The organism is Pseudomonas sp. P7758 (assembly GCF_013386485.1).
Classification (GTDB): Bacteria; Pseudomonadota; Gammaproteobacteria; order Pseudomonadales; family Pseudomonadaceae; genus Aquipseudomonas.
In genome coordinates this window covers 14,150-36,496 of record NZ_JACARS010000059.1, presented here as the reverse complement: position 1 = coordinate 36,496, position 22,347 = coordinate 14,150, and the positions used below count along the sequence as shown (strand labels likewise).

Below are 22,347 nucleotides of genomic sequence, written 5' to 3'. Positions count from 1 at the left end.
TCAGGAAAACATCGAGATGAGCGAATACTCCCTTTTCACCTCCGAGTCCGTGTCTGAAGGGCATCCGGACAAAATCGCCGACCAGATCTCTGACGCGGTGCTGGACGCCATCATCGCTGAAGACAAGTTCGCCCGAGTGGCGTGCGAGACTCTGGTGAAAACGGGCGTGGCGATCATCGCCGGCGAAGTCACCACCTCTGCCTGGGTAGACCTGGAGCAGATCGTGCGTGATGTGATCATCGACATCGGCTACAACAGCTCCGACGTCGGCTTCGACGGTGCGACCTGCGGCGTGATGAACATCATCGGCAAGCAGTCCCCTGACATCAACCAGGGTGTCGACCGTGCCAAGCCTGAAGATCAGGGCGCCGGCGACCAGGGCCTGATGTTCGGCTATGCCAGCAACGAAACCGACGTGCTGATGCCGGCACCGATCACCTTCTCCCACCAGTTGGTGAAGCGCCAGGCCGAAGCCCGTAAATCCGGTGCATTGCCATGGCTGCGCCCGGACGCCAAGTCCCAGGTGACCTGCCGTTATGAAGGCGGCAAAGTCGTCGCCATCGACGCGGTGGTACTGTCGACCCAGCACAACCCGGACGTTTCCTACGCCGACCTGCGCGAAGGCGTCATGGAGCTGATCGTCAAGCACGTGCTGCCTGCCGAACTGCTGACCAAGGACACCCAGTTCCACATCAACCCGACCGGCCAGTTCATCATCGGTGGCCCGGTGGGCGACTGCGGCCTGACCGGTCGCAAGATCATCGTCGACAGCTACGGCGGCATGGCCCGTCACGGCGGTGGCGCGTTCTCCGGCAAGGATCCATCCAAGGTTGACCGTTCGGCGGCCTACGCCGGTCGTTACGTGGCCAAGAACATCGTGGCCGCCGGCCTGGCCGAGCGTTGCGAGATTCAGGTGTCCTACGCAATCGGTGTGGCCCAGCCTACGTCGATCTCGCTGAACACCTTCGGTACCGGCAAGATCAGCGACGACAAGATCGTCAAGCTGGTGCGTGAGATCTTCGACCTGCGTCCTTACGCAATCACCACCATGCTCGACCTGCTGCACCCGATGTACCAGGAAACTGCGGCCTACGGCCACTTCGGTCGTACCCCTGAGCAGAAGACTGTCGGCAACGACACGTTCACTACGTTCACCTGGGAAAAGACCGACCGTGCCAACGACCTGCGTACTGCCGCCGGCCTGTAATCGTCCTACCGTGTACACAAAGCCCCGGCGTTCTGTTCAAGCGAGCAGAAACATCGGGTAAAAAGCCTCGCGGTTGCGGGGCTTTTTTATGCCCGCGGGGATGGCTTAGGCTGGGCGCCCTTTTCAGAGCAAGGATGCTCATGATGACGTCACTTATGCGCTGGCTGTTTTTCCTTTTACTCAGCTTCTCGCCGCTCACTGCGTGGTCGCAGGGGTGCCCCGACTGGGAGGCCGATCACGCCCGGGCCCAGATCAGCACCCTGGCGCAACAAATCCGCTTGTGGGATGACAGCTACCACCGGCTCGGCCAGTCATTGATCAGCGATGAGCTGTATGACCAGGCCAGCCAGCGCCTTGCCCAATGGCGCAGGTGTTTCACTCCCTCCGCCCCAGTCACGGACGACCCGCTGGGCAGCGCGCGGGGCACGATCGCCCACCCGACGCCCCACACCGGCCTGGAAAAACTGCTGGACGATAACGCCGTGCAAACCTGGCTGGGGACTCGCCAGGACGTGTGGATCCAGCCCAAGGTCGATGGCGTCGCCGTCACGCTGGTTTACCGCAAGGGCCGGTTGAGCCGGGTCATCAGTCGCGGCGATGGCCGGCTGGGCCAGGATTGGTCAGCCTCCGCCCGCCGGATTCCCGGGATCGTGCAGCAACTGCCCGAGCCCGTTGACCTGCTGTTGCAGGGCGAACTCTATTGGCGACTGAATGACCATGTGCAAGCTGCCAAAGGTGGCCTCGGCGCCCGCGGCAAAGTGGCCGGGCTGATGAATCGCCGGCAGTTGAGCGAAGCCGAGGCCGCCAATATCGGTCTGTTTGTCTGGGCCTGGCCCCAGGGCCCCGATGACTTTTCCGAGCGGCTGAGCCAGCTGGCGCAGTGGGGCTTCACCGACAGCGGGCGCTACAGCCACCCGATCAAGGACATGACCGAAGCGGCGCACTGGCGCAGCTATTGGTACAGCCACCCGCTGCCCTTCGCCAGCGACGGCGTGGTATTGCATCAAGGCCAGCGGGCCCCGGCCGAGCGCTGGCGGGTCAGCGCGCCCTACTGGGCGGTTGCCTGGAAGTACCCGGTGGCCAAGGCGCTGGCCCATGTGCGCAAGGTGCACTTCAAGATTGGCCGCACCGGGCGCATCACCTCCATCCTGGAGTTGGAACCGGTACTGCTCGATGACCGGAAGATCAGCCGGGTCAGTGTCGGTTCGCTGAAACGCTGGCGGGAACTGGATATCCGTACTGGCGACCAGGTCTCCATCAGCCTCGCCGGGCACGTCATCCCACGCCTTGACCGCGTCATCCTGCGCAGCCAGCCACGGGCCGAGTTGCAGGTCCCGCAGGCCAGGGACTTCCACCCCTTGAGTTGCTGGCAACTGGCCCCGGGTTGCGAAGAACAGCTGCTCGCGCGCCTGACCTGGCTGAGCGGCGCCCAGGGCCTGGCCCTGCCACACATCGGCCGCGAAACCTGGAACACCTTGATCCAGGCCGGCCTGATCGACGGCCTGCTCGATTGGTTAACCCTGGATGAGGCAGAGCTTGCTAACATTGATGGCTTCGGCGAACGCAGCAGTGCGCGTTTAATCGACAGCTTGCGCAGCGCCCGGCAGCGACCGTTCGCGCAATGGCTGATGGCCCTGGGAGTACCACCCACGGCCCGCAACAATCTACAAGGCGGCTGGCAAACCCTGGCCGCCAGAGACACTCAAGCCTGGCTGGCCGAAGACGGCATAGGCCCGGGTCGCGCGGCGCAACTGAGCGCTTTTTTTCGCGACCCGCAGGTGCTGGCCTTGAGTGAAACATTACGGGCTGCCGGGATAGATGGTTTTTGACCTCTGCCCGACGGCATTAACCGGTGCCGGCAGAATTCATCCTGCCCACCTGATTGCGACCTTGTTTGCCTTGGAGCCTTTATGAAATTTCTTGCACCTTTTGCCCTGTTGACCGTCGCTACCCTTATGTCCGCGCCATTGCTGGCAGCCGAGGAAGCTGCGCCACTCACAGGCTGCGCCGCCAAGCGCGAGTCCATCAACACCCAGATCGAACAAGCCAAGGCCCACGGCAACAGTGAGCAACAAGCCGGCCTGGAAAAAGCCTTGAGTGAAGTCACCGCCAACTGCACCGATGCCTCCTTGAAAAAGGAGCGGGAAAACAAGGTGCTCGACGCCAAGCACGAAGTCAGCCGCCGTCAGGCTGACCTCGACAAGGCCATGAAGAAGGGTGATTCCGAGAAGATCAACAAGCGCAAGGACAAGCTGGCCCAGTCACGCAAGGACTTGCAGGAAGCCCTGGACGAACTGGACAAGTAAGACGGCCTCAGTGATCGCGGAACTGTTTATGGCACGCGGTGCAGGCATCTTCGACTTTCTGCACCGCCGGCCCGAGGTTGCTGGCCTTGTAGGGCTGGACCTGGCTGGCGATCACCAATTCACCGGTGGCCGTTTCAAGGTTTCGAGCCATTTCCTGGAAACGTGCCTGCTGCTGCCACACGTCGTCCTTGGCGCTGGTGTGGTCTTCTTCACGCACGCTCGGGAAATGTTTCCACGGTTCGTGGGACAACGCATCAAGCTTGACCGCGCCTTCGGCAAATTTGCCGCCGTCGAATGGAATGCGCCCACGCAACATGCCGCCCAGGTCTTCGCCGGTCTTGAGCATCTGCTTGAAAATGGCCTTGCGCTGGCCAAGGGGCGAATTCGGATCAACCCCGCCGCAGGCGGACAGTGTCAGGCAGGCCAGCAATACAACGGTCAGTCTTTTAAAAGTCATGATGGCTCAAGGTCACGGGAAACGGCGGCCAGTATCCTCGCCCCGCCCGCAAAGACCAATACCCCTATTAATAATAAGGGTTGCTCGAACGCCAGCCGATACGAGCAATCGCTTCAGGAATTTTGTGTATGAATACCCGTTTTAAGCCTTGGCGCCGCCTCGTGTGGGCCCTGCCAATGATCGCGCTGCTGGCCGGTTGCGACACCGGCAAGGACGAAAAAGCCAAGCCCCACGCCATTGCTACCTACGTCGGCGCCACCTGGGAAAACCTGCCGGCCGTGTCGGACAGCGACCTGCAAGCCGGCTTCGAATCCTGGCGCAGTGCCTGTCAACGCCTCAAGGCTGACCCGGTATGGGGCGCGACGTGCGCGGCATCGGCCACCGTGCCGTCGACCGCAGTGGCGATTCGTGACTTCCTCAAGGCCAACCTCGACGTCTACGGCCTGCGCTCGGCCGACAACAGCCCCAACGGCCTGATCACCGGCTACTACGAACCGGTTTACCCCGGCAGCCTCACCGAAACCGCCACCGCCCATGTACCGGTGTTCGGCGTGCCGGATGACCTGATCATCGTCAACCTGGAAAGCATCTACCCGGAGCTCAAGGGCAAGCGCCTGCGCGGTCGCCTGGAAGGCCGGGTACTCAAACCCTATGACGACGCCAGCACCATCAACCACCAAGGCTCCACCGCCAAGCCCATCGCCTGGCTGACCAACCCGATGGACCTGCAATTCCTGCAGATCCAGGGTTCGGGTCGTATCCAACTGGCCGACGGCCGCCAATTGCGGGTGGGTTACGGTGACCAGAACGGTTACCCGTACCGCCCCATCGGCCGCTGGCTGGTGGAGCAGGGCGAGCTGAAAAAAGAAGACGTGACCATGGGTGCCATCGCGGCCTGGGCCAAGGCGCATCCGCAGCGTATTCCTGAATTGCTGGCAAGCAACCCCAGCTACGTGTTCTTCAGTGCCCGCCCCGACAGCAACGAAGGCCCGCGTGGCTCGCTGAACGTGCCGCTGACTGCGGGGTATAGCGTTGCGGTGGATCGCAAGGTGATTCCGCTGGGCAGCCTGTTGTGGCTGTCGACTACCCGACCGGATGGTGCGCCGATTGCCCGCCCGGTGGCCGCGCAGGATACCGGTGGTGCAATTACCGGTGAAGTGCGGGCCGACCTGTTCTGGGGCACCGGTGATGCCGCCGGTGAGTTGGCGGGCAACATGAAGCAGCAGGGTCAGATCTGGATGCTGTGGCCCAAAGGCGCAGCGTTGCCAAAAGTGCCGGACGCGCCGACAGGCACCTGAAGAACACCAAGGTCTATGTGGGGGCGGGCTTGTGTGGGAGCGGGCTTGCTCGCGAATGCGGTGGATCAGTCGATACATCCGGTGACTGACTCACCGCATTCGCGAGCAAGCCCGCTCCCACATTTGAACAGTGTCAGGCTTTAGATCGAGACGAAGAAGAAGCTCGCAATCAACGCCATCCCCACCGCCCATACCACCGACCGCAGCATTGCCCAGTCCGCCAGGTAGCAGATGATGTAGAGCAACCTGCTGGTGATGAACAGCACCGCCAGGACGTTGATCGTCACCAGCGACGCAACGCCAGCCAGATGGGCAATGATCACCGCGGCCGCAAAGGCCGGGGTCACTTCGAAGCTGTTGAGTTGCGCACTGTGGGCGCGCTTGGCAAACCCCTCGAGGGTGTCGAGGAACGCCCGCGGGTCATGGTTCTGCCGGGGCCCGAACTTGCCGCCGCTGAACTTGGCCACGCCCGTGCACAGGTACGGCAGAAAAATTGCGATCAACACACACCAGAAAGCGACTGTCATAACCCATTCCTTTTTTAGTTTTATCCGACGGTTAGAGTTTCATCACGAACATGCCGATCAGCACCAACCCACAGGCTATGAGCCGTGGGCGGCCGAAAGGTTCTTTCAGGTAACGCATGCCGAACAGCACCACCAGGATCACACTGACTTCGCGCAGCGCGGCGGCTTCGGCAATCGAGCCCAACTGCATGGCCCAAAGCACCAGAGCGTAGCTCAACAACACGCACAACCCGACACTCAGCCCCAGCCGCCACTGCGTGCGCCAGAACAGCCCGAACGCCGCCCGTTTGCGCACCATCGCCAGCAACGGAAACGGCCATGCGCTTATCAGCGTCAGCCACACCAGGTAGTCCAGCGGGTGTGACCAACGGCGCAATGCCTGGCCATCGAGGAAGGTGTAGCAACCGATGCACAGGCCGATCAACGCCACCACCGGCAGCATCGACCAGGGCAACCGGTCGCCACCGCCGCCCTGCCACAACAGGCATAGCATGCCGAACGGGATCAGCAGAATGCCGAGAATCTGCTGGGTACTGAGCACCTCACCGGCAAACACCAGCGTCAGCGCCAGCACCACCAAAGGCGACAAGCCGCGCATCAATGGGTACACCAAGCCCAGGTCACCCACGCGATAGGCCTGGATCAGCAGGTAGCGGTAGAGCAATTCAAACAACGCCGAGGCGATGATCCACGGCCAGATTTCCAGTGGCGGAAACGATACAAACCCCACCGCCAGCACCACAAACAGCAATGCCACCGTGTCCATGCACGCGATGACCAACAGGCGCTCGCCGCTGAATTTGATCAAGGTGTTCCACGTCGCATGCAACAACGCCGCTACCAGTACCAAAGCTGTTGCAATCACGGTGACTCCCCAGTCATAAAAAGCGGAATTGATTCGTCATATTTCAGCACCTGTTTATACTAAAGCCGACCACGCCGCACTCAGTTGCGCAAAGACCTGGACCAATAAATTTTTGCTGCTGCCCGATCTTCGCCGATCCGGGCGTCGGCCTGCGTATGCCTGATCAGAGCGTCGCGATTACCGACAGGAGATCCTCGCCTGCCGCTCGGTGCCTGGATCGGCGGGATGGTGGTGGCGGCACTTTTGTTCATCGACCTGCAACGTCGTCGCCCGGCTGCGGTCAACGTAGCCAACTGATAAATGTGTTCTGTGTGGGAGCTGTCGAGCTTTAGCGAGGCTGCGATGCAGGCGCTGCGGTCTTGCAGCCTCACCCAGGTGATGCCATCGCAGCCTCGCTGGGGCTCGACAGCTCCCACACTTGATCTCCACTAACTCCTCCATCCAAGGACCCCGGATGCTTGAACTTGTCGCTGCGTTTATTTGCCTCACCACCCTGCTCACCTATGTGAACTACCGCTTCATCGGCCTGCCGCCCACCATCGGTGTGATGGTCACGGCACTGATGTTTTCCCTGCTGCTGCAAGGCTTGAGCTTTATCGGCTACCCCGGCCTTGAAGAGCGCATCCAGCAGTTGATCGGCCAGATCGACTTCGGCGACCTGCTGATGAACTGGATGCTCTCGTTCCTGCTGTTCGCCGGCGCCTTGCACGTCAACCTGAGCGACCTGCGCAGCTACCGCTGGCCCATCGGCCTGCTTGCCACCTTCGGCGTATTGATTGCCACGGTGGTGATCGGCAGCCTGGCCTTCTACATCTTTGCCCTGTTCGGCTGGCACGTGAGTTTCCTGTACTGCCTGCTGTTCGGCGCGCTGATTTCCCCCACCGACCCGATTGCCGTGCTCGGGGTGCTGCGGACCGCCAATGCGTCGAAACCACTGAAAACCACCATCGTCGGCGAATCGCTGTTCAACGACGGCACGGCGGTGGTGGTGTTCACCGTGTTGCTGGGCATCGCGCAACTGGGCGAGACGCCTACGGTCGGCGCCACGGCCATGCTGTTTGCCCATGAGGCGATTGGCGGCGTGGTGTTTGGCGGGCTGATCGGCTACATCGTGTACCTGATGATCAAGAGCATCGAGCAGTATCAGATCGAAGTGATGCTGACCCTGGCCCTGGTGATCGGCGGCTCGGCGATGGCCACTGAACTGCACGTCTCGGCACCCATTGCGATGGTGGTGGCGGGCCTGATCATCGGCAACCTCGGCCGCAAGCTGGCGATGAACGACATGACCCGGCGCTACCTGGACGGCTTCTGGGAACTGCTCGATGACATGCTCAACGCCCTGCTGTTTGCGCTGATCGGCATGGAACTGCTGCTGTTGCCGTTCAACTGGCTGCACGTGTTGGCCGCCAGTTTGCTGGCCGTGGCAATCCTGTTGTCACGCCTGCTGACGGTGGCCCCGGCGATCCTGCTGCTGCGCCGCTGGCGCACGGTGCCCCGCGGCACCATCCGCATCCTCACATGGGGCGGCTTGCGCGGCGGGGTTTCCGTGGCACTGGCCCTGGCCCTGCCACTGGGCCCGGAGCGTGACTTGCTGCTGAGCATCACCTACATCGTGGTGCTGTCTTCGATCCTGTTGCAGGGCTTGAGCATCGGCAAGCTGGTCAAGCATGTGACCAAGGATGAGCCTGTTCCCGAGGCTCACCACTGAAGCTCACAGTCAAAGCGTTTGCACGATGATCTGGCTTTTCAGGTCATTGACCATAGCCTGGATCACCGGCTTCATCTGCGCGAAGAGCTCGGCGCTGCAAACCGCTTCCGGGTGGGCAAACCTGGCCGTGCGTGAAATCAGTACGGTGTTGCCCTCCCGGGAATAGGTGGCGCTGTACTCGAAGCCAGCGCCCTTGAACGAAACCGCCTTGGGCACCGCCAGAATATTGAGGGCCTTGGGAAACTCGAACCGGGCCGTCTCAGTGCTCTCTCCAGAAATGCAGATGAAGGCCTGCGCCCGCTCTTTTTCCACAGCAAGGGCAGATACGTTCTGGGCAATCCCTCCGCCCAGGCTACTCAGCGCCGGCACACCTATCGGGCCCGGCACATTCACCAGGTTGTCCGTGCGCCCCACCATCACGGCATTGAAGCTTGGGGCGTCGCTGTCCAAGGGGTCGGTTTGCAGCGTGCCGCTGCCTGCCTGGCCATAACCGTGCAGGATTTTCTGGATCATCAAGTCACGGTCCGCCGGTTTCATCGACTTAATCGAGGTCCGGGCAAACTCCGCGCGCCAACCGTCCAGGCGCTTAGCCTGGGTGAAGTCTGCAGCGCCACTGGCGTCCACCTTGAATACCAGCTCACTGAACTCTTTGCCCGGCTGAGTCGCCGGCGTGCGGCCGATCTCGCCGGTACGCGTCAACAACACCGGTTTATCCAGGTCGAGGTTGGGCAGGTAACCGGCGGCCGTGCCAGTCGCGGTTGAATCCAGGTACAGGTCCAGGCCAGGGATATAGGTGATTGCGTGGTTGATCGGGCTGACCGCCGCAACCTTGGGCAAGGTGTAGGCACTGCCGTAGCTGATCAGCGCCGGGGAGCTTTCAATGGCGACGGCCTTGAGCAACGCTTCAAGCAGGGCCACATGGTCCTTGCAGTCACCATAGCGGTTGTCCAGCACCGACTGCGCAGCGTGGGGAACCACCCCGCCGGCATCGATGTACACCGCCACATACCGGATGTTCCGGCGTACCCAGTTACTCAATACCAAAGCCTTGGCCCGAGGTGTTGGCAAGTCGACCGTGAGTTGCTTGGCCAGCGTGCTGATCGCCGGGGTCACTTCGACGGTGGCCCGGGCATCGTAGGCTTTGGCCAATGCCTGATAGCTGGGGAACGTCGAGACCGCCAGACGCTGGCCGTAATCCACGTACGCCACCGCGCCTTGCTCGGGACGGGACTTTTCAGCCGGCACGTAATCCCAGCGATACACCTTGCGCCCGGGCGCCGCCGCCGGCGTAGATGCACTGAAGCCTTTGGCATCGACGTACAGCGGCTTATCCACCGGCAGATCGTAGGTCAGGCTGAACTGCTCCATCGGATTACGGCTTGGCGTTGCGAAGTCAATAAATTCGCCGGGGAACAACGGGGTCTTGCGCACTCGTTGAAAACGCAGGATCAAGCGATCACCCACCGCCACCTCGGGGAATATCACCACCTTGACCCGGGAGTCCTGGAACATCGGTGCGTCGGCGGAAGCCCGCTCCTGCTGCTCCTTGATCTGCTCGGCACTCACCGGCACATTGCGCCCGTCAGGCTTGTGGGTGAACGCCTCGACAATCTCAAGCGTATCCAGGGAACGGTTGTAGCTCACCGGCTGCTGCGCCTGGGACCGAATGCCACGCTCTTCGTTGATGCGCACCACTGACTCGTAGTCCTGCACATAACTGCCGTCGGCGTTGATCACGAATGACTGAGCCATTTTCTCGACGGTCACGGAGTGGTCTGCACCATCATCCGTGGCCTGCGCAGAACCCAACACACCTGATACCAGCAGCAGCCCCAATAGCCTGCGCCATGGGAAAAGAGGGGAAGCCCGCATAAAGATCCTTCTTGATGAATGAAAAGCCGCGCCGCGACTTTGCCATTCATTTATGACGAATCGGCTTACGGTTCCTTGTTGATCTGATGAGGGTGACGCGGGTCGGCAACCTTGCCCGGCAAGCTACTTTCGCTGCGAATCTGCGCATGGCTGATCAGCGCAAAGATAAAGCTGCCGCCGATGATATTGCCCGCCAGCGTCGGCCCGGCGAACACCAGCCAGAAGTCTTTCCACGGCAGCTCGCCGGCGAATACCAGGTACGACACTTCCGCCGAGCCCACCACGATGTGGGTGAAGTCTCCCAGTGCCATCAGGTAGGTGATCAGGATGATGATCCAGATTTTGGCGCTTTCCATGGATGGGATCATCCAGACCATGGTGGCGATCATCCAGCCCGACACGATGCCCTTGGCGAACATCTGGTAGGCGTCGTTTTCCATGACCTTGCGCCCGATTTCCAGGAAGGCCAGGTCGGTCTTGGTGTCAAAGATCGGCAAGTGCAGCATCACGTACGCCACCAGCAAGGTGCCGCACAGGTTGCCCACCAGCACCACGGCCCATAAACGCAGCAGGCGTGCGAAATTCTTCAGCGTGGGTTTGCTCATCACCGGCAACACCGCGGTCAGGGTGTTTTCGGTGAATAACTGCTGACGGGCGAGGATCACGGCAAGAAAGCCGGCGCAGTAACCAAAACTGGCGATCACCTTGAACTCTTCGCCATCCGGCAGGCGCGAGTTGAGCAAGCCCATGCCCATCAGTGACAGGCCCATGGTCAGGCCGGCGGCCAGCGCCGACCACCACAACGCGGCGACGTTGCGCTCCAGTTCCTGATCGCCTTGAGTGCGGATGATTTCATGCAGAACCGCCGCGCGAGGCGGCTGATTCTTGTCGACGTCGTGCTGCTCTTCCTGCGACAGATTGGGGGTCTTGCCGTCTTCTTGCGTGGCCATGGTGATACCTGAACGGGGGGGCGATGTTCAGGTACGACCTATGGTTGATCAAGAGCGTTCACTGGCCCTGCGCAGGATTACTCGCCGAGGCCTTCCGACTGGAACTGATCCTTCACGTACTTGATCTCGGTACGGCCGTGGGGCGCTGGCAACCCGTCTTCACCCAGGTTCACGAAGACCATTTTTTCCACCGTCAGAATGCTCTTGCGCGTGATCTTGTTGCGCACTTCACAGGTCAGGGTGATGGAGGTGCGACCGAACTCGGTGGCGGTGATGCCCAGTTCGATGATGTCGCCCTGGCGCGAGGCGCTGACGAAGTTGATTTCGGAGATGTACTTGGTCACCACCCGCTGGTTGCCCAACTGGACAATCGCGTAGATGGCCGCTTCTTCGTCGATCCAGCGCAGCAGGCTGCCACCGAACAGGGTGCCGTTGGGGTTGAGGTCTTCGGGTTTTACCCATTTGCGAGTGTGGAAGTTCATGTTCACTCCAAAGCGTGTTGCGAAATGATGGGCAACATCATGGCAGAGGCCGGGCCCAAGCTCTATGAGCCATTGCCTATCAACCCCATGAGCGATCTTCATGCCGCCGACAGAAAGGCTTTAGAAGTCAGGCGCAGGCGGCTATAATCGCCTCCGCTTCAAAACGGTCATCTTCGATTGATACCGTTCTCCCGCCACCTGTCCGAGGGGCGCTGCAGCAGGCTCGACCTGTCAGGCTCGGATGGGGCGTTGTCCGGCCTGGTTAGCCAGCTGGATACTAAACGCACAACGGCGCCCATTCGCACACTACGAATGGAGGCTCTTCATGAGCGCTGTAATCACGCCTGCAGGTTTTACCGACTACAAAGTCGCCGACATGTCCCTCGCTGCCTGGGGCCGTCGCGAAACCTTTATCGCCGAATCCGAAATGCCAGCCCTGATGGGCCTGCGTCGCAAGTACGCCGCTGAGCAGCCGCTCAAGGGCGCGAAGATTCTCGGCTGCATCCACATGACCATTCAGACTGCCGTGCTGATCGAAACCCTGGTTGCCCTGGGTGCCGAAGTACGCTGGTCGTCCTGCAACATTTTCTCGACTCAAGACCAGGCCGCTGCCGCTATCGCTGCTGCCGGTATCGCCGTGTTCGCCTGGAAAGGCGAAACCGAAGAAGAGTACGAGTGGTGCCTGGAGCAAACCATCCTCAAGGATGGCAAGCCATGGGACGCCAACATGATCCTCGACGACGGCGGCGACCTGACCGAGCTGCTGCACAAGAAATACCCGCAGATCCTCGACCGCGTCCACGGCGTGACCGAAGAAACCACCACCGGCGTTCACCGCCTGCTGGACATGCTGGCCAAGGGCGAGCTGAAAATCCCGGCCATCAACGTCAACGACTCGGTGACCAAGAGCAAGAACGACAACAAGTACGGCTGCCGTCACAGCCTGAACGATGCGATCAAGCGCGGCACCGACCACCTGTTGTCCGGCAAGCAAGCGCTGGTGATCGGCTACGGTGACGTGGGCAAGGGTTCGTCCCAGTCCCTGCGTCAGGAAGGCATGATCGTTAAAGTCTCCGAAGTCGACCCGATCTGCGCCATGCAAGCCTGCATGGACGGTTTCGAAGTGGTTTCGCCGTTCATCAACGGCCAGAACGACGGCACCGAAGCCAGCATCGACAAGGCCCTGCTGGGCAAGATCGACCTGATCGTGACCACCACCGGCAACGTGAACGTGTGCGACTCGAACATGCTCAAGGCCCTGAAAAAGCGCGCCGTGGTGTGCAACATCGGTCACTTCGACAACGAAATCGACACCGCTTTCATGCGCAAGAACTGGGCATGGGAAGAAGTGAAGCCACAGGTACACAAGGTTCACCGTACCGGTGCTGGCGATTTCGACCCGCAGAACGATGACTACCTGATCCTGCTGGCCGAAGGCCGTCTGGTCAACCTGGGCAACGCCACTGGCCACCCAAGCCGCATCATGGATGGCTCGTTCGCCAACCAGGTACTGGCCCAGATCTTCCTGTTCGGCCAGAAATACGCCGACCTGTCGCCCGCCCAGAAAGCCGAGCGCCTGACCGTGGAAGTACTGCCGAAGAAACTCGACGAAGAAGTGGCCCTGGAAATGGTCCGCGGCTTCGGCGGCGTAGTGACTCAACTGACCAAGACCCAGGCCGACTACATCGGCGTGACGGTCGAAGGCCCGTTCAAGCCGCACGCTTACCGCTACTGATTTGCCTGCTGCCTGCTCCCCATGTGGGGGCAGGCTTTTGTGGGAGCGGGCTTGCTCGCGAAGGCGGTGTGTTAGTCGACTTATCGACTACTGACATACCGCCTTCGCGAGCAAGCCCGCTCCCACATTGACGGTGTGCACCTTCTGGCTTTATGAGTTTCCATAGGTATGACCATGTCCCAAGACCGTCGCTACAGCTTCGAGTTCTTCCCGACCAAGACCGATGCTGGGCATGAAAAACTGATGGCAACTGCCAAGCAGTTGGCCAGCTACCACCCCGATTTCTTCTCCTGCACCTACGGTGCCGGTGGCTCCACCCGCGATCGCACGATCAACACCGTGCTGCAGCTGGAAAGCCAAGTCAAAGTACCTGCAGCTCCGCATTTGTCCTGCGTGGGCGACAGCAAGGCCGACCTGCGCAGCCTGCTGACCCAATACAAGCAAGCCGGCATCAAGCGCATCGTCGCCCTGCGCGGTGACCTGCCGTCCGGGATGGGCATGGCCAGCGGCGAGCTGCGCTACGCCAATGACCTGGTGAGCTTCATTCGCGAAGAAACCGGCGATCACTTCCACATCGAAGTGGCCGCTTATCCGGAGATGCACCCCCAGGCGCGCAATTTCGAAGACGATCTGCAGAATTTCGTGCGCAAGGCCAACGCCGGCGCCAACAGCGCGATCACCCAGTACTTCTTCAACGCAGAGAGCTACTTCTACTTCGTTGAGCGTGTACAAGCGATGGGCGTGAACATCCCGATCGTGCCGGGCATCATGCCGATCACCAACTACAGCAAACTGGCGCGCTTCTCTGACGCCTGCGGCGCGGAAATCCCACGCTGGATTCGTAAACAACTGGAAGCCTACGGCGACGACGTCAAGAGCATCCAGGCGTTCGGCGAACAGGTCATCAGCGAAATGTGTGAACAATTGTTGCAAGGTGGCGCGCCAGGGTTGCACTTCTATACCCTGAACCAGGCTGAGCCAAGCCTCGCTGTCTGGAACAACCTGAAGCTGCCACGCTAAGGTCTGTTCCGAAATGCAAAGGCCCTCATAATGAGGGCCTTTGCCGTTCTAAACGCCCACGGAATTCTGCAGTCCATGAATACAACCGCCCCGACGTCCCGCCCGCAACTGGTCTACCTGGTGTTCGGCGCAGAGACTTACCATCAGGAAGCGGTATTCAGCATCGCCAGCGCCCTGTCGTTCCTGCGGGACGAGCCGGACACAGGCATCGACATCCAGGTCTTCACCGACAACCCCGAGCCCTACCGCCTGCTGCCGGTACGGGTACGCCCGCTGGACGAAGCCACGCGCAAACGCTGGAGCGAGCCTCACGGCTACCACTTTCGCACCAAGCACGTAGTGCTGCGGCAAGTGTTGCAAGAATCCGAAGTGGCGCTGCTGATCGACACCGATACGTTTTTCCATCATTCGCCCCTGGCGCTGTTTGAACGCGTGCAGCCGGGCACCCTGCTGTGCAACGCCTTCTACACCAAGTACGGCGACAACCACGAAAGCATTCTGTACAGCGCCCTGTACCAGCGCCTGCTGGACATGGGCGTGGCCGACGATGACATGATGACCCTCAATTCAGGGGTCATGGGCCTGACGCAGCAGGACGCGCACATCCTCGACCGCTCGATCGAGTTGATGGACAAACTGTTTCCCCATGCCCAGGGCGCCTACACCCTGGAAGAGTTCTGCCTGTCCATTGCCGCCTATCGCACCCTCAACGTGCGCGAATGCCCGGACCTGATCCACCACTACTGGAGCCGCAAGCAGCTGTTCCGGGCCAAGGTCAAGGCGTGGATCGCCAAGCATGGGGCAAACCCCACCAGCGCCACGGCCCTGGATGACACGCGCCAGGTTTCCGCCCACCTGCCCCGCCCGCCTCGTCTGCAACGCCTGATGTACAAGCTGATCACCCTGGCACTGCCCAAGCACCAACAGCAGTTCATCCGGGAAATCCTCTACGGCTGCTATGAACATGAAAACGAGTTCGACCAGGCGTGTGGCCCGGTTTGGTGGGACAAGGCCCGACAAAACCAGGAAGAGCGCCAGGGCCGACCGGTGGATGCCCATCTGCTGGAGCACTGGTTTGACAATCCCGTGGTGCGGCTGATTCTCGGCGAGCGGCGCGAGGCGATCTACGAACACCTGATCAAATCTCCGGGCAAGTAAACCTGGCGGGCGCCCGCAGATCACTGTGCCAGAGCTTCTCTTTAGCCCGATACAGTCGTAATCTCAGGGTATGCCTGTCACTTTCCGGTTATTGACTGCTGTTCTTTTCGCTTGCCTGAGCCTCGGTGCCCATGGCGAGAAACTGCGCATTGTCACCGAGCCCTGGGCGCCTTACGTCTACGACGACAACGGCACCATGCGCGGGCTCGACTACGAGACCACGGTGATCGTGTTCCAGCGCCTGGGCATCGATGTGGATTGGCAATTCCTGCCCTGGAAGCGCTGCCTGGCGATGCTCGACCAGGGCCAGGCCGACGGCGCACTGGATATTTTCCATAGCCATGAACGCGACGCGGTGCTGCTGTACCCCAGCGAGCCGCTGTCCGAGGTGGAGTTCGTGCTGTTCTACGCCAATCAGCGCCCACACCCGTTCCAGACCTTCGACGACCTGCGCGGCCTGACCATCGGCACCTCGCCAGGCTACCTCTATGGCGCCGAATTCAGCGAGTCCACCCTCTTCAAGCAGGAGCCGGCCGCCAGCCATGAGGCCAACTTCGGCAAACTGGCCCTTGGCCGGATCGACCTGGTGATCACGGACCGTCGGGTTGGCCAGCATGTACTCAAGGCCCTTGGACTTGAGGACCAGGTCACCCAGGCACCCCAGGTAGTCAGCAGCCAGCCACAGTTCCTGGCCGTGCGCCGCGGTGCCGGCATGGATTTGCTGGTGCAACGCTTCGCCGCCGAACTCAAACGCTTCAAGCAAGAGCCTGCCTACGCGGCCTTGAGTGCCAAATATGCGGGCAGCAGCCCGCAAACCAGCGCATCAGCCCTGCCCGTACGCACCGTTGAGCAGCAGGAAAGCGGCGCAGAGTGATTGCTCTGTTATACTCCGGCCTTTCCGCCAGGCTTACGCCCGGACGCTTCGGTCTTGCAAAAGGCACCCGACCCCGCTACAGCGCAGCTTTCAAGCCCGCGCGAGCCGTCTGAGTGCCCGCCAGCCCCAGCAGGACCGGACGGGATTGCGTTCATCTAAACGCCATTCACGCCAGGCAAGACTATCCCTCTGGGCCAAGCCCTAACTAAAACAGGATTACTCATGTCCTTTGCTTCCCTCGGTCTCTCCGAGGCTTTAGTCCGCGCCATCGAGGCAGCGGGCTATACCGAGCCTACTCCGGTGCAACAGCGGGCCATTCCCGCCGTGTTGCAAGGCCGCGACCTGATGGTTGCGGCTCAGACAGGTACTGGTAAAACCGGCGGCTTCGCCCTTCCGATCCTGGAGCGGTTGTTCCCCAACGGTCACCCGGACAAATCCCAGCGTCATGGCCCGCGCCAACCGCGCGTACTGGTCCTGACCCCTACCCGCGAACTCGCCGCCCAAGTGCATGACAGCTTCAAGCTGTATGCCCGCGACTTGAAGTTCGTCAGCGCCTGCATCTTCGGCGGCGTCGGCATGAACCCACAGGTTCAGGCCATGTCCCGCGGTGTCGACGTACTGGTTGCATGCCCGGGTCGCTTGCTCGACCTGTGCGGCCAAGGCAGCGTCGATTTGTCCCACGTGGAAATCCTCGTGCTGGACGAAGCCGACCGCATGCTCGACATGGGCTTTGTCCATGACGTGAAAAAGGTCCTCGCGCGCCTGCCGGCCAAACGCCAGAACCTGCTGTTCTCGGCCACGTTCTCCAACGACATCACCGCGTTGGCGGGCAAGTTGTTGCACAACCCCGAGCGCATTGAAGTCACGCCGCCGAACACCACCGTCGAGCGTATCGAGCAGCGCGTATTCCGCCTGCCGGCCGCTCACAAGCGTTCGCTGCTGGCCCACCTGATCACCGCCGGCGCGTGGGAACAGGTGCTGGTGTTCACCCGCACCAAGCACGGCGCCAACCGCCTGGCCGAGTACCTGGACAAGCACGGCCTCACCGCCGTCGCGATCCACGGCAACAAGAGCCAGAATGCCCGCACCAAAGCCCTGGCCGACTTCAAGGCCGGTGAAGTGCGCATCCTGGTCGCCACCGACATCGCCGCTCGCGGCCTGGACATCGACCAACTGCCCCACGTGGTCAACTTCGAGCTGCCAAACGTCGATGAAGACTACGTGCACCGTATCGGCCGTACTGGCCGGGCCGGTCGTTCGGGCGAGGCCATTTCCCTGGTCGCACCGGACGAAGAAAAGCTGCTGAAAAGCATCGAGCGCATGACCAAGCAGAAAATCGCCGACGGCGACCTGATGGGCTTCGACTCCAGCGCCGTTGAGGCCGAGAAGCCTGAAGTGCGCGAACGTCCGGACGTGCGCAACCCGCGCAACAACCCACGCGGTCCGAAGGGCGATGGCCCGAACGGCGGCGGCGGTGGTGGCGGTCGTAAAGACAAGGGCAAGGACAAGGGCGGCAAGGACAAGGCTGCGACCAATGGCCGTGGCGAACGCCCGGCCCGTGAGCAAAAGCCCCGTGAAGGCACCCCGGCCCGCGAACAGCGCCAGCCGAGCCAGCCGCCACGTGCTGCTGCCGACCGTGCTCCGGACGAGTTCCTGGACGACGACGTGGACAACTTCGGTAACCGCGTTGACTACGTGCCCCAGGCCAAGCCGGCTCAGGGCCGTGGTCGTCGTCCGGGCGCTCCAGCCCAGGGCGCAGGCGCCGGTACTCCGCGTACCGGCGGCCAGCCACAAGGTCGCCAGAACGGTCCGCGCAGCAGCAACGGCGCCACCACCGGCACCCCGCCTGCCAAGCGCAGCGGCCCGCGCAACGGTGCACCGCGTGACGGCCAGGCCCGTCGCGAAGAGTCGCGCAACCGTCGCCCGGCCCGTGATGATCAACCTCGTCTGTCGGAGCCAGCGGTGCAAAACCCGCGCGGCGGTCCGGCACCGAAGATCATCCACAAAGAGTCGAAAAGCGATCGCACGCTGACACCTGAGCAGTTGGATCAACTGCCGGGCCGTCCACGTGGTGAAAAACCGGCGTTGCTGACCCGCAACCGCTGAGTTTTCAAAGCGCCATAAAAAATGCCCCGGATCGCGAGATCCGGGGCATTTTTGTGTGGCCGGCGAAAATTACTTCGCTTTCACACCTTCAAACGTCACGTACAGCTCAACGTTGTTGGACGCTGGACCCAGGTCCATCTGCTTGCCGAAGTCCTGGCGATTGAAGGAGGTAGTACCTTCAAAGCCGGCACGGTAGCCGCCCCATGGATCCTTGCCTTCACCCAGGAAGGTCGCCTTGACGACGATCGGCTTGGTCACGCCGTGAAAGGTCAGGTCGCCGGTCACGTCAGCAGTGACTTGGCCAGCGGCATTCTTGCCAGTGGTCTTGACGCTGGTGGAGACGAACTTGGCATCGGCAAACTTGCCAACGTCCAGGAAGTCTTTACTGGCGATGTGCTTGTCACGTTCGGCGTGGTTGGTGAACACGCTGGCGGTGCGGACGTTGAACTCAATCTTGCTGTCTTCAGGCTTGGCAGCATCGAAGCTGAACTTGCCGTCCAGGTCCTTGAAGGTACCGGTGATGAAGCTGTAGCCCAAGTGGCTGATCTTGAAGTCAACGAAGGCGTGCTGGCCTTCCTTGTCGACAACGTAGTCAGCTGCCATCGCCTGACCGGCAGTCAGCAGGGCAGAACCGATGGCCAGAGCGGCGAGAGTCTTTTTCAACATGCTTTCTATTCCTTGTGAGTCGAGGTTGAACATCAGGCTTTGCGCCCCAGCATACGAACCAGGGTCACATCACGATCAATGAAATGGTGTTTCAGCGCGGCCACGCCATGCAGGCCGGCGAACACCACCAATACCCAGGCCAGGTACAAATGCACCACGCCTGCAGTGTCTGCCTGGTCCGGTAGCCCGGAAACCAGCGCAGGAATCTCAAACAAGCCAAACACCGGGATCCCGACACCGTCTGCGGTGGAAATCAGGTAACCGGCAATCATCACGGCAAACAGCCCGAGATACAGGAACGCGTGGCCAAACGCAGCCCCCAGACGCGTCATGCGGCTATAGCTGGCAAGCGGTGGCGGCGGCGGGCTGACCAGGCGCCAGACGATCCGCACGAGCATGATGGCGAACAGCGTAATGCCGATGCTCTTGTGCAGGTCCGGGGCGTCTTTGCGCCAGGCACTGTAGTAGTCGAGACCGACCATCCACAGGCCCAATGCGAACAGACCGAACACCACCAGGGCCACGCCCCAGTGCAAAACGATGCTGACCCAGCCATAGCGGGCCGGTGAATTACGTAGTTGCATGTCCCAAATCCCGTAAGAGCTGTGGCAAGACTATCGATTTACCTATCGAATTAAAGCGGAAAATTTCGCTTTGAAATATCGAGAAATACGATCAAGAGCGTATGCAGAGTAAGTTAACAAGAGATTAAGGACTATCCAGAAGAAACGTGACGGACTGTCCTGCGTTTACCACCAATTTACGCTTCAGACTCGCAATGGGTTGTGACACAGGCCTGCATTGCATAGGCTTGCGCGATTGTTTCGCCCGCGCACGTCGCGAGCCGCTTCGAGGAGAATGAACATGGGTTTGAATAACCAGTGGATGCAACGCGACCTTGCGGTGCTGTGGCATCCCTGCACCCAGATGAAAGACCACCAGCAACTGCCGCTGATCCCGATCAAGCGCGGTGAAGGCATCTGGCTGGAAGACTTCGAAGGCAAACGCTACCTCGACGCCGTCAGTTCCTGGTGGGTCAACGTGTTTGGCCACGCCAACCCGCGCATCAACCAGCGCATCAAGGACCAGGTCGACCAGCTGGAACACGTGATCCTCGCCGGTTTCAGTCACCAGCCGGTAATCGAGCTGTCCGAGCGCCTGGTGAAGATGACCCCCGAAGGCCTGACCCGCTGCTTCTACGCCGACAACGGCTCGTCGTGCATCGAAGTCGCGCTGAAGATGAGCTTTCACTATTGGCTCAACCGCGGCCTGCCGAACAAGAAGCGCTTTGTCACCCTGACCAACAGCTACCACGGCGAAACCATCGCCGCGATGTCGGTTGGCGATGTGCCGCTGTTCACCGAGACCTATAAAGCCCTGCTGCTGGACACCATCAAGGTGCCGAGCCCCGACTGCTACCTGCGCCCCGACGGCATGAGCTGGGAAGAACATTCCCGGAACATGTTCCTGGCCATGGAGCAGACCCTGGCCGAAAACCACGACACCGTGGCCGCCGTGATCGTCGAGCCGCTGATCCAGGGCGCCGGCGGCATGCGCATGTACCACCCGGTGTACCTCAAGCTGCTGCGCGAAGCCTGCGACCGCTATGGCGTGCACCTGATCCACGACGAAATCGCCGTGGGCTTTGGCCGCACCGGTACGATGTTCGCCTGTGAACAGGCCGGCATCCGCCCGGACTTCCTGTGCCTGTCCAAGGCCCTGACCGGCGGCTACCTGCCGCTCGCCGCCGTAGTCACAACCGACGATGTGTACGACGCCTTCTACGACGACTACCCGACCCTGCGCGCCTTCCTGCACTCCCACAGCTACACCGGCAACCCGCTGGCCTGTGCGGCGGCCCTGGCGACCCTGGATATCTTCGAAGAAGACAACGTCATCGAAAACAACAAGGCCCTGGCCCAGCGCATGGCCACCGCCACCGCGCACCTGGTGGACCACCCGCACGTCTCGGAAGTGCGCCAGACCGGCATGGTGCTGGCCATCGAGATGGTGCAGGACAAGGCCACCAAGACCGCCTACCCGTGGCAGGAACGCCGTGGCCTGAAGGTGTTCGAGCATGCGCTGGAGCGAGGCGCTCTGCTGCGGCCGTTGGGCAGCGTGGTGTACTTCCTGCCGCCGTATGTGATCACCCCGGAGCAGATCGACTTCCTGGCTGAAGTGGCCAGCGAAGGGATTGATATCGCCACCAACAGCAAGGTCAGCGTGGCGGTGCCCAAGGATTTCCACCCGGGGTTTCGTGATCCGGGCTGATTGAGTTGATCGTTCCCACGCTCCGCGTGGGAATGCAGCCATGGACGCTCCGCGTCCGCCCTGCACACTATTTCCAGAGAACAGAAATGAGACTGTCCCGCTTTTTTGTCGACGCCCCCCTGAGCCTTGGCGACCACGAGTTGCCGGAAGCCCAGGCGCACTACATCAGCCGCGTATTGCGCATGAGCGAAGGCGACCCCGTGCAGTTGTTCGACGGTTCCGGCCAGGAGTTTCGCGCCAGCTTGCTGGAAGTCGGCAAAAAACGCGTGGTGGTGCAAGTCACCGAAACCTTCGCCGGGCAGGTCGAATCGCCGTTGCAGATTCACCTCGGCCAGGGCCTGTCCCGTGGCGAGCGAATGGACTGGGCGATCCAGAAAGCCACCGAGCTTGGGGTGAATGAAATCACCCCGATCTTCAGCGACCGCTGCGAAGTGCGCCTCAAGGACGAACGCGCCGACAAACGCCTGCAGCACTGGCGCCAGGTGGCGATCAGCGCGTGCGAGCAGTGCGGTCGCTCGCGAGTGCCGGTGATTCACCCACCGCTGTTGCTGGCAGATTGGTTGAAACAGGCCGAAGCGGATTTGAAGCTGGTGCTGCACCCGGTGGCCGAGCCCCTGGTGAGCCACGCCAAGCCTGGGAGCCTGGCCTTCCTGATCGGGCCGGAGGGTGGATTGACTGATGGCGAAGTCGAAACGGCACAAGGTGCGGGGTTTCATGCCGCACGGTTGGGCCCACGGGTGCTGCGTACCGAAACTGCGCCAGTCGTGGCGCTGGCGGTGGCTCAACAACTCTGGGGCGACTTCTAAACCCGTTTTGCAAACCCCATCAAATGTGGGAGCGGG

The 22,347-nt window shown here is 61.3% G+C and carries 20 protein-coding genes and 1 riboswitch; of the genes, 12 read left to right on the top strand and 8 right to left on the bottom strand.

Features of this window, described 5'->3' with window-relative positions; translation table 11 throughout:
• Positions 1 to 16 precede the first annotated feature (16 nt).
• From metK to HX873_RS13035, 3 genes are all read left to right on the top strand, one after another.
• On the top strand, positions 17 to 1,207 hold the full coding sequence (gene metK / locus HX873_RS13045; protein WP_003216863.1) for a methionine adenosyltransferase: 1,191 nt from the start codon (positions 17 to 19) through the stop codon (positions 1,205 to 1,207).
• A 143-nt stretch (positions 1,208 to 1,350) separates the two neighbouring features.
• Complete coding sequence (ligB, locus tag HX873_RS13040; protein ID WP_256349630.1) at positions 1,351 to 3,036, top strand: NAD-dependent DNA ligase LigB; 1,686 nt, start codon at positions 1,351 to 1,353, stop codon at positions 3,034 to 3,036.
• 81 nt (positions 3,037 to 3,117) lie between these two features.
• A complete protein-coding gene (locus tag HX873_RS13035; protein WP_177122757.1) occupies positions 3,118 to 3,513 on the top strand; it encodes a DUF1090 domain-containing protein in 396 nt (131 codons plus the stop codon).
• A 7-nt stretch (positions 3,514 to 3,520) separates the two neighbouring features.
• Here HX873_RS13035 and HX873_RS13030 read toward each other — a convergent pair whose 3' ends face one another.
• Positions 3,521 to 3,970 (bottom strand): cytochrome c, encoded by a 450-nt coding sequence (locus HX873_RS13030; RefSeq protein ID WP_008434083.1) that lies wholly within the window; start codon positions 3,968 to 3,970, stop codon positions 3,521 to 3,523.
• Positions 3,971 to 4,098: 128 nt separating this feature from the next.
• Between HX873_RS13030 and HX873_RS13025 the strand changes: the two genes are divergently transcribed.
• Positions 4,099 to 5,268, top strand: a complete 1,170-nt coding sequence (locus tag HX873_RS13025) for a murein transglycosylase A (RefSeq protein ID WP_177009109.1) — start codon at positions 4,099 to 4,101, stop codon at positions 5,266 to 5,268.
• Positions 5,269 to 5,408: 140 nt separating this feature from the next.
• On the opposite strand, the gene HX873_RS13020 is transcribed toward HX873_RS13025, so the two are convergent.
• Positions 5,409 to 5,795: an MAPEG family protein gene (locus tag HX873_RS13020; RefSeq protein ID WP_003216858.1), complete on the bottom strand. Its 387-nt coding sequence runs from the start codon at positions 5,793 to 5,795 to the stop codon at positions 5,409 to 5,411.
• A gap of 31 nt (positions 5,796 to 5,826) precedes the next feature.
• On the bottom strand, positions 5,827 to 6,660 hold the full coding sequence (locus HX873_RS13015; RefSeq protein WP_063026578.1) for an EamA family transporter: 834 nt from the start codon (positions 6,658 to 6,660) through the stop codon (positions 5,827 to 5,829).
• A gap of 454 nt (positions 6,661 to 7,114) precedes the next feature.
• On the opposite strand from HX873_RS13015, the gene HX873_RS13010 reads away from it, so the two are divergent.
• Positions 7,115 to 8,371 (top strand): sodium:proton antiporter, encoded by a 1,257-nt coding sequence (locus tag HX873_RS13010; protein ID WP_017476479.1) that lies wholly within the window; start codon positions 7,115 to 7,117, stop codon positions 8,369 to 8,371.
• Between the two features lie 9 nt (positions 8,372 to 8,380).
• Here the strand turns inward: HX873_RS13010 and HX873_RS13005 are convergent, their stop codons facing one another.
• The 3 genes from HX873_RS13005 to HX873_RS12995 all read right to left on the bottom strand — a co-directional run bounded on the left by HX873_RS13005 (position 8,381) and on the right by HX873_RS12995 (position 11,675).
• Positions 8,381 to 10,243 carry a DUF3857 domain-containing transglutaminase family protein gene (locus HX873_RS13005; protein WP_177122756.1) on the bottom strand — a complete coding sequence of 621 codons (1,863 nt, stop codon included), beginning with the start codon at positions 10,241 to 10,243 and terminating at the stop codon, positions 8,381 to 8,383.
• A 65-nt stretch (positions 10,244 to 10,308) separates the two neighbouring features.
• The gene (locus tag HX873_RS13000) at positions 10,309 to 11,193 is read right to left on the bottom strand and encodes a formate/nitrite transporter family protein (protein WP_003216853.1); all 885 of its coding nucleotides are present in this window, start codon (positions 11,191 to 11,193) and stop codon (positions 10,309 to 10,311) included.
• Between the two features lie 77 nt (positions 11,194 to 11,270).
• Positions 11,271 to 11,675 (bottom strand): acyl-CoA thioesterase, encoded by a 405-nt coding sequence (locus HX873_RS12995; protein ID WP_003216852.1) that lies wholly within the window; start codon positions 11,673 to 11,675, stop codon positions 11,271 to 11,273.
• Between the two features lie 198 nt (positions 11,676 to 11,873).
• Positions 11,874 to 11,979: riboswitch (S-adenosyl-L-homocysteine riboswitch) on the top strand.
• A 21-nt stretch (positions 11,980 to 12,000) separates the two neighbouring features.
• Here HX873_RS12995 and ahcY point away from each other — a divergent pair.
• The 5 genes from ahcY (at position 12,001) to HX873_RS12970 (ending at position 18,568) form a co-directional block, all read left to right on the top strand.
• Positions 12,001 to 13,410: an adenosylhomocysteinase gene (gene ahcY, locus HX873_RS12990; protein WP_003216850.1), complete on the top strand. Its 1,410-nt coding sequence runs from the start codon at positions 12,001 to 12,003 to the stop codon at positions 13,408 to 13,410.
• A 174-nt stretch (positions 13,411 to 13,584) separates the two neighbouring features.
• Positions 13,585 to 14,430, top strand: coding sequence for a methylenetetrahydrofolate reductase [NAD(P)H] (gene metF / locus HX873_RS12985; RefSeq protein WP_008434100.1), 846 nt, complete (start codon positions 13,585 to 13,587; stop codon positions 14,428 to 14,430).
• A gap of 75 nt (positions 14,431 to 14,505) precedes the next feature.
• A complete protein-coding gene (locus tag HX873_RS12980) occupies positions 14,506 to 15,588 on the top strand; it encodes a hypothetical protein (protein WP_177080637.1) in 1,083 nt (360 codons plus the stop codon).
• A gap of 70 nt (positions 15,589 to 15,658) precedes the next feature.
• Positions 15,659 to 16,462, top strand: a complete 804-nt coding sequence (locus tag HX873_RS12975) for an ABC transporter substrate-binding protein (RefSeq protein WP_087693230.1) — start codon at positions 15,659 to 15,661, stop codon at positions 16,460 to 16,462.
• A 222-nt stretch (positions 16,463 to 16,684) separates the two neighbouring features.
• Complete coding sequence (locus tag HX873_RS12970) at positions 16,685 to 18,568, top strand: DEAD/DEAH box helicase (protein ID WP_003216846.1); 1,884 nt, start codon at positions 16,685 to 16,687, stop codon at positions 18,566 to 18,568.
• 69 nt (positions 18,569 to 18,637) lie between these two features.
• Here HX873_RS12970 and HX873_RS12965 read toward each other — a convergent pair whose 3' ends face one another.
• Together HX873_RS12965 and HX873_RS12960 are read right to left on the bottom strand one after the other, a co-directional pair.
• Entirely contained in the window at positions 18,638 to 19,234 is a 597-nt protein-coding gene (locus HX873_RS12965) for a YceI family protein (RefSeq protein ID WP_003216844.1), read from the bottom strand.
• Positions 19,235 to 19,266: 32 nt separating this feature from the next.
• Positions 19,267 to 19,818, bottom strand: a complete 552-nt coding sequence (locus tag HX873_RS12960; RefSeq protein ID WP_003216842.1) for a cytochrome b — start codon at positions 19,816 to 19,818, stop codon at positions 19,267 to 19,269.
• 280 nt (positions 19,819 to 20,098) lie between these two features.
• On the opposite strand from HX873_RS12960, the gene HX873_RS12955 reads away from it, so the two are divergent.
• Both HX873_RS12955 and HX873_RS12950 read left to right on the top strand, forming a co-directional pair.
• Positions 20,099 to 21,505: an adenosylmethionine--8-amino-7-oxononanoate transaminase gene (locus HX873_RS12955; RefSeq protein WP_003216840.1), complete on the top strand. Its 1,407-nt coding sequence runs from the start codon at positions 20,099 to 20,101 to the stop codon at positions 21,503 to 21,505.
• A gap of 86 nt (positions 21,506 to 21,591) precedes the next feature.
• On the top strand, positions 21,592 to 22,311 hold the full coding sequence (locus tag HX873_RS12950) for a 16S rRNA (uracil(1498)-N(3))-methyltransferase (RefSeq protein ID WP_087693231.1): 720 nt from the start codon (positions 21,592 to 21,594) through the stop codon (positions 22,309 to 22,311).
• Positions 22,312 to 22,347 lie beyond the last annotated feature (36 nt).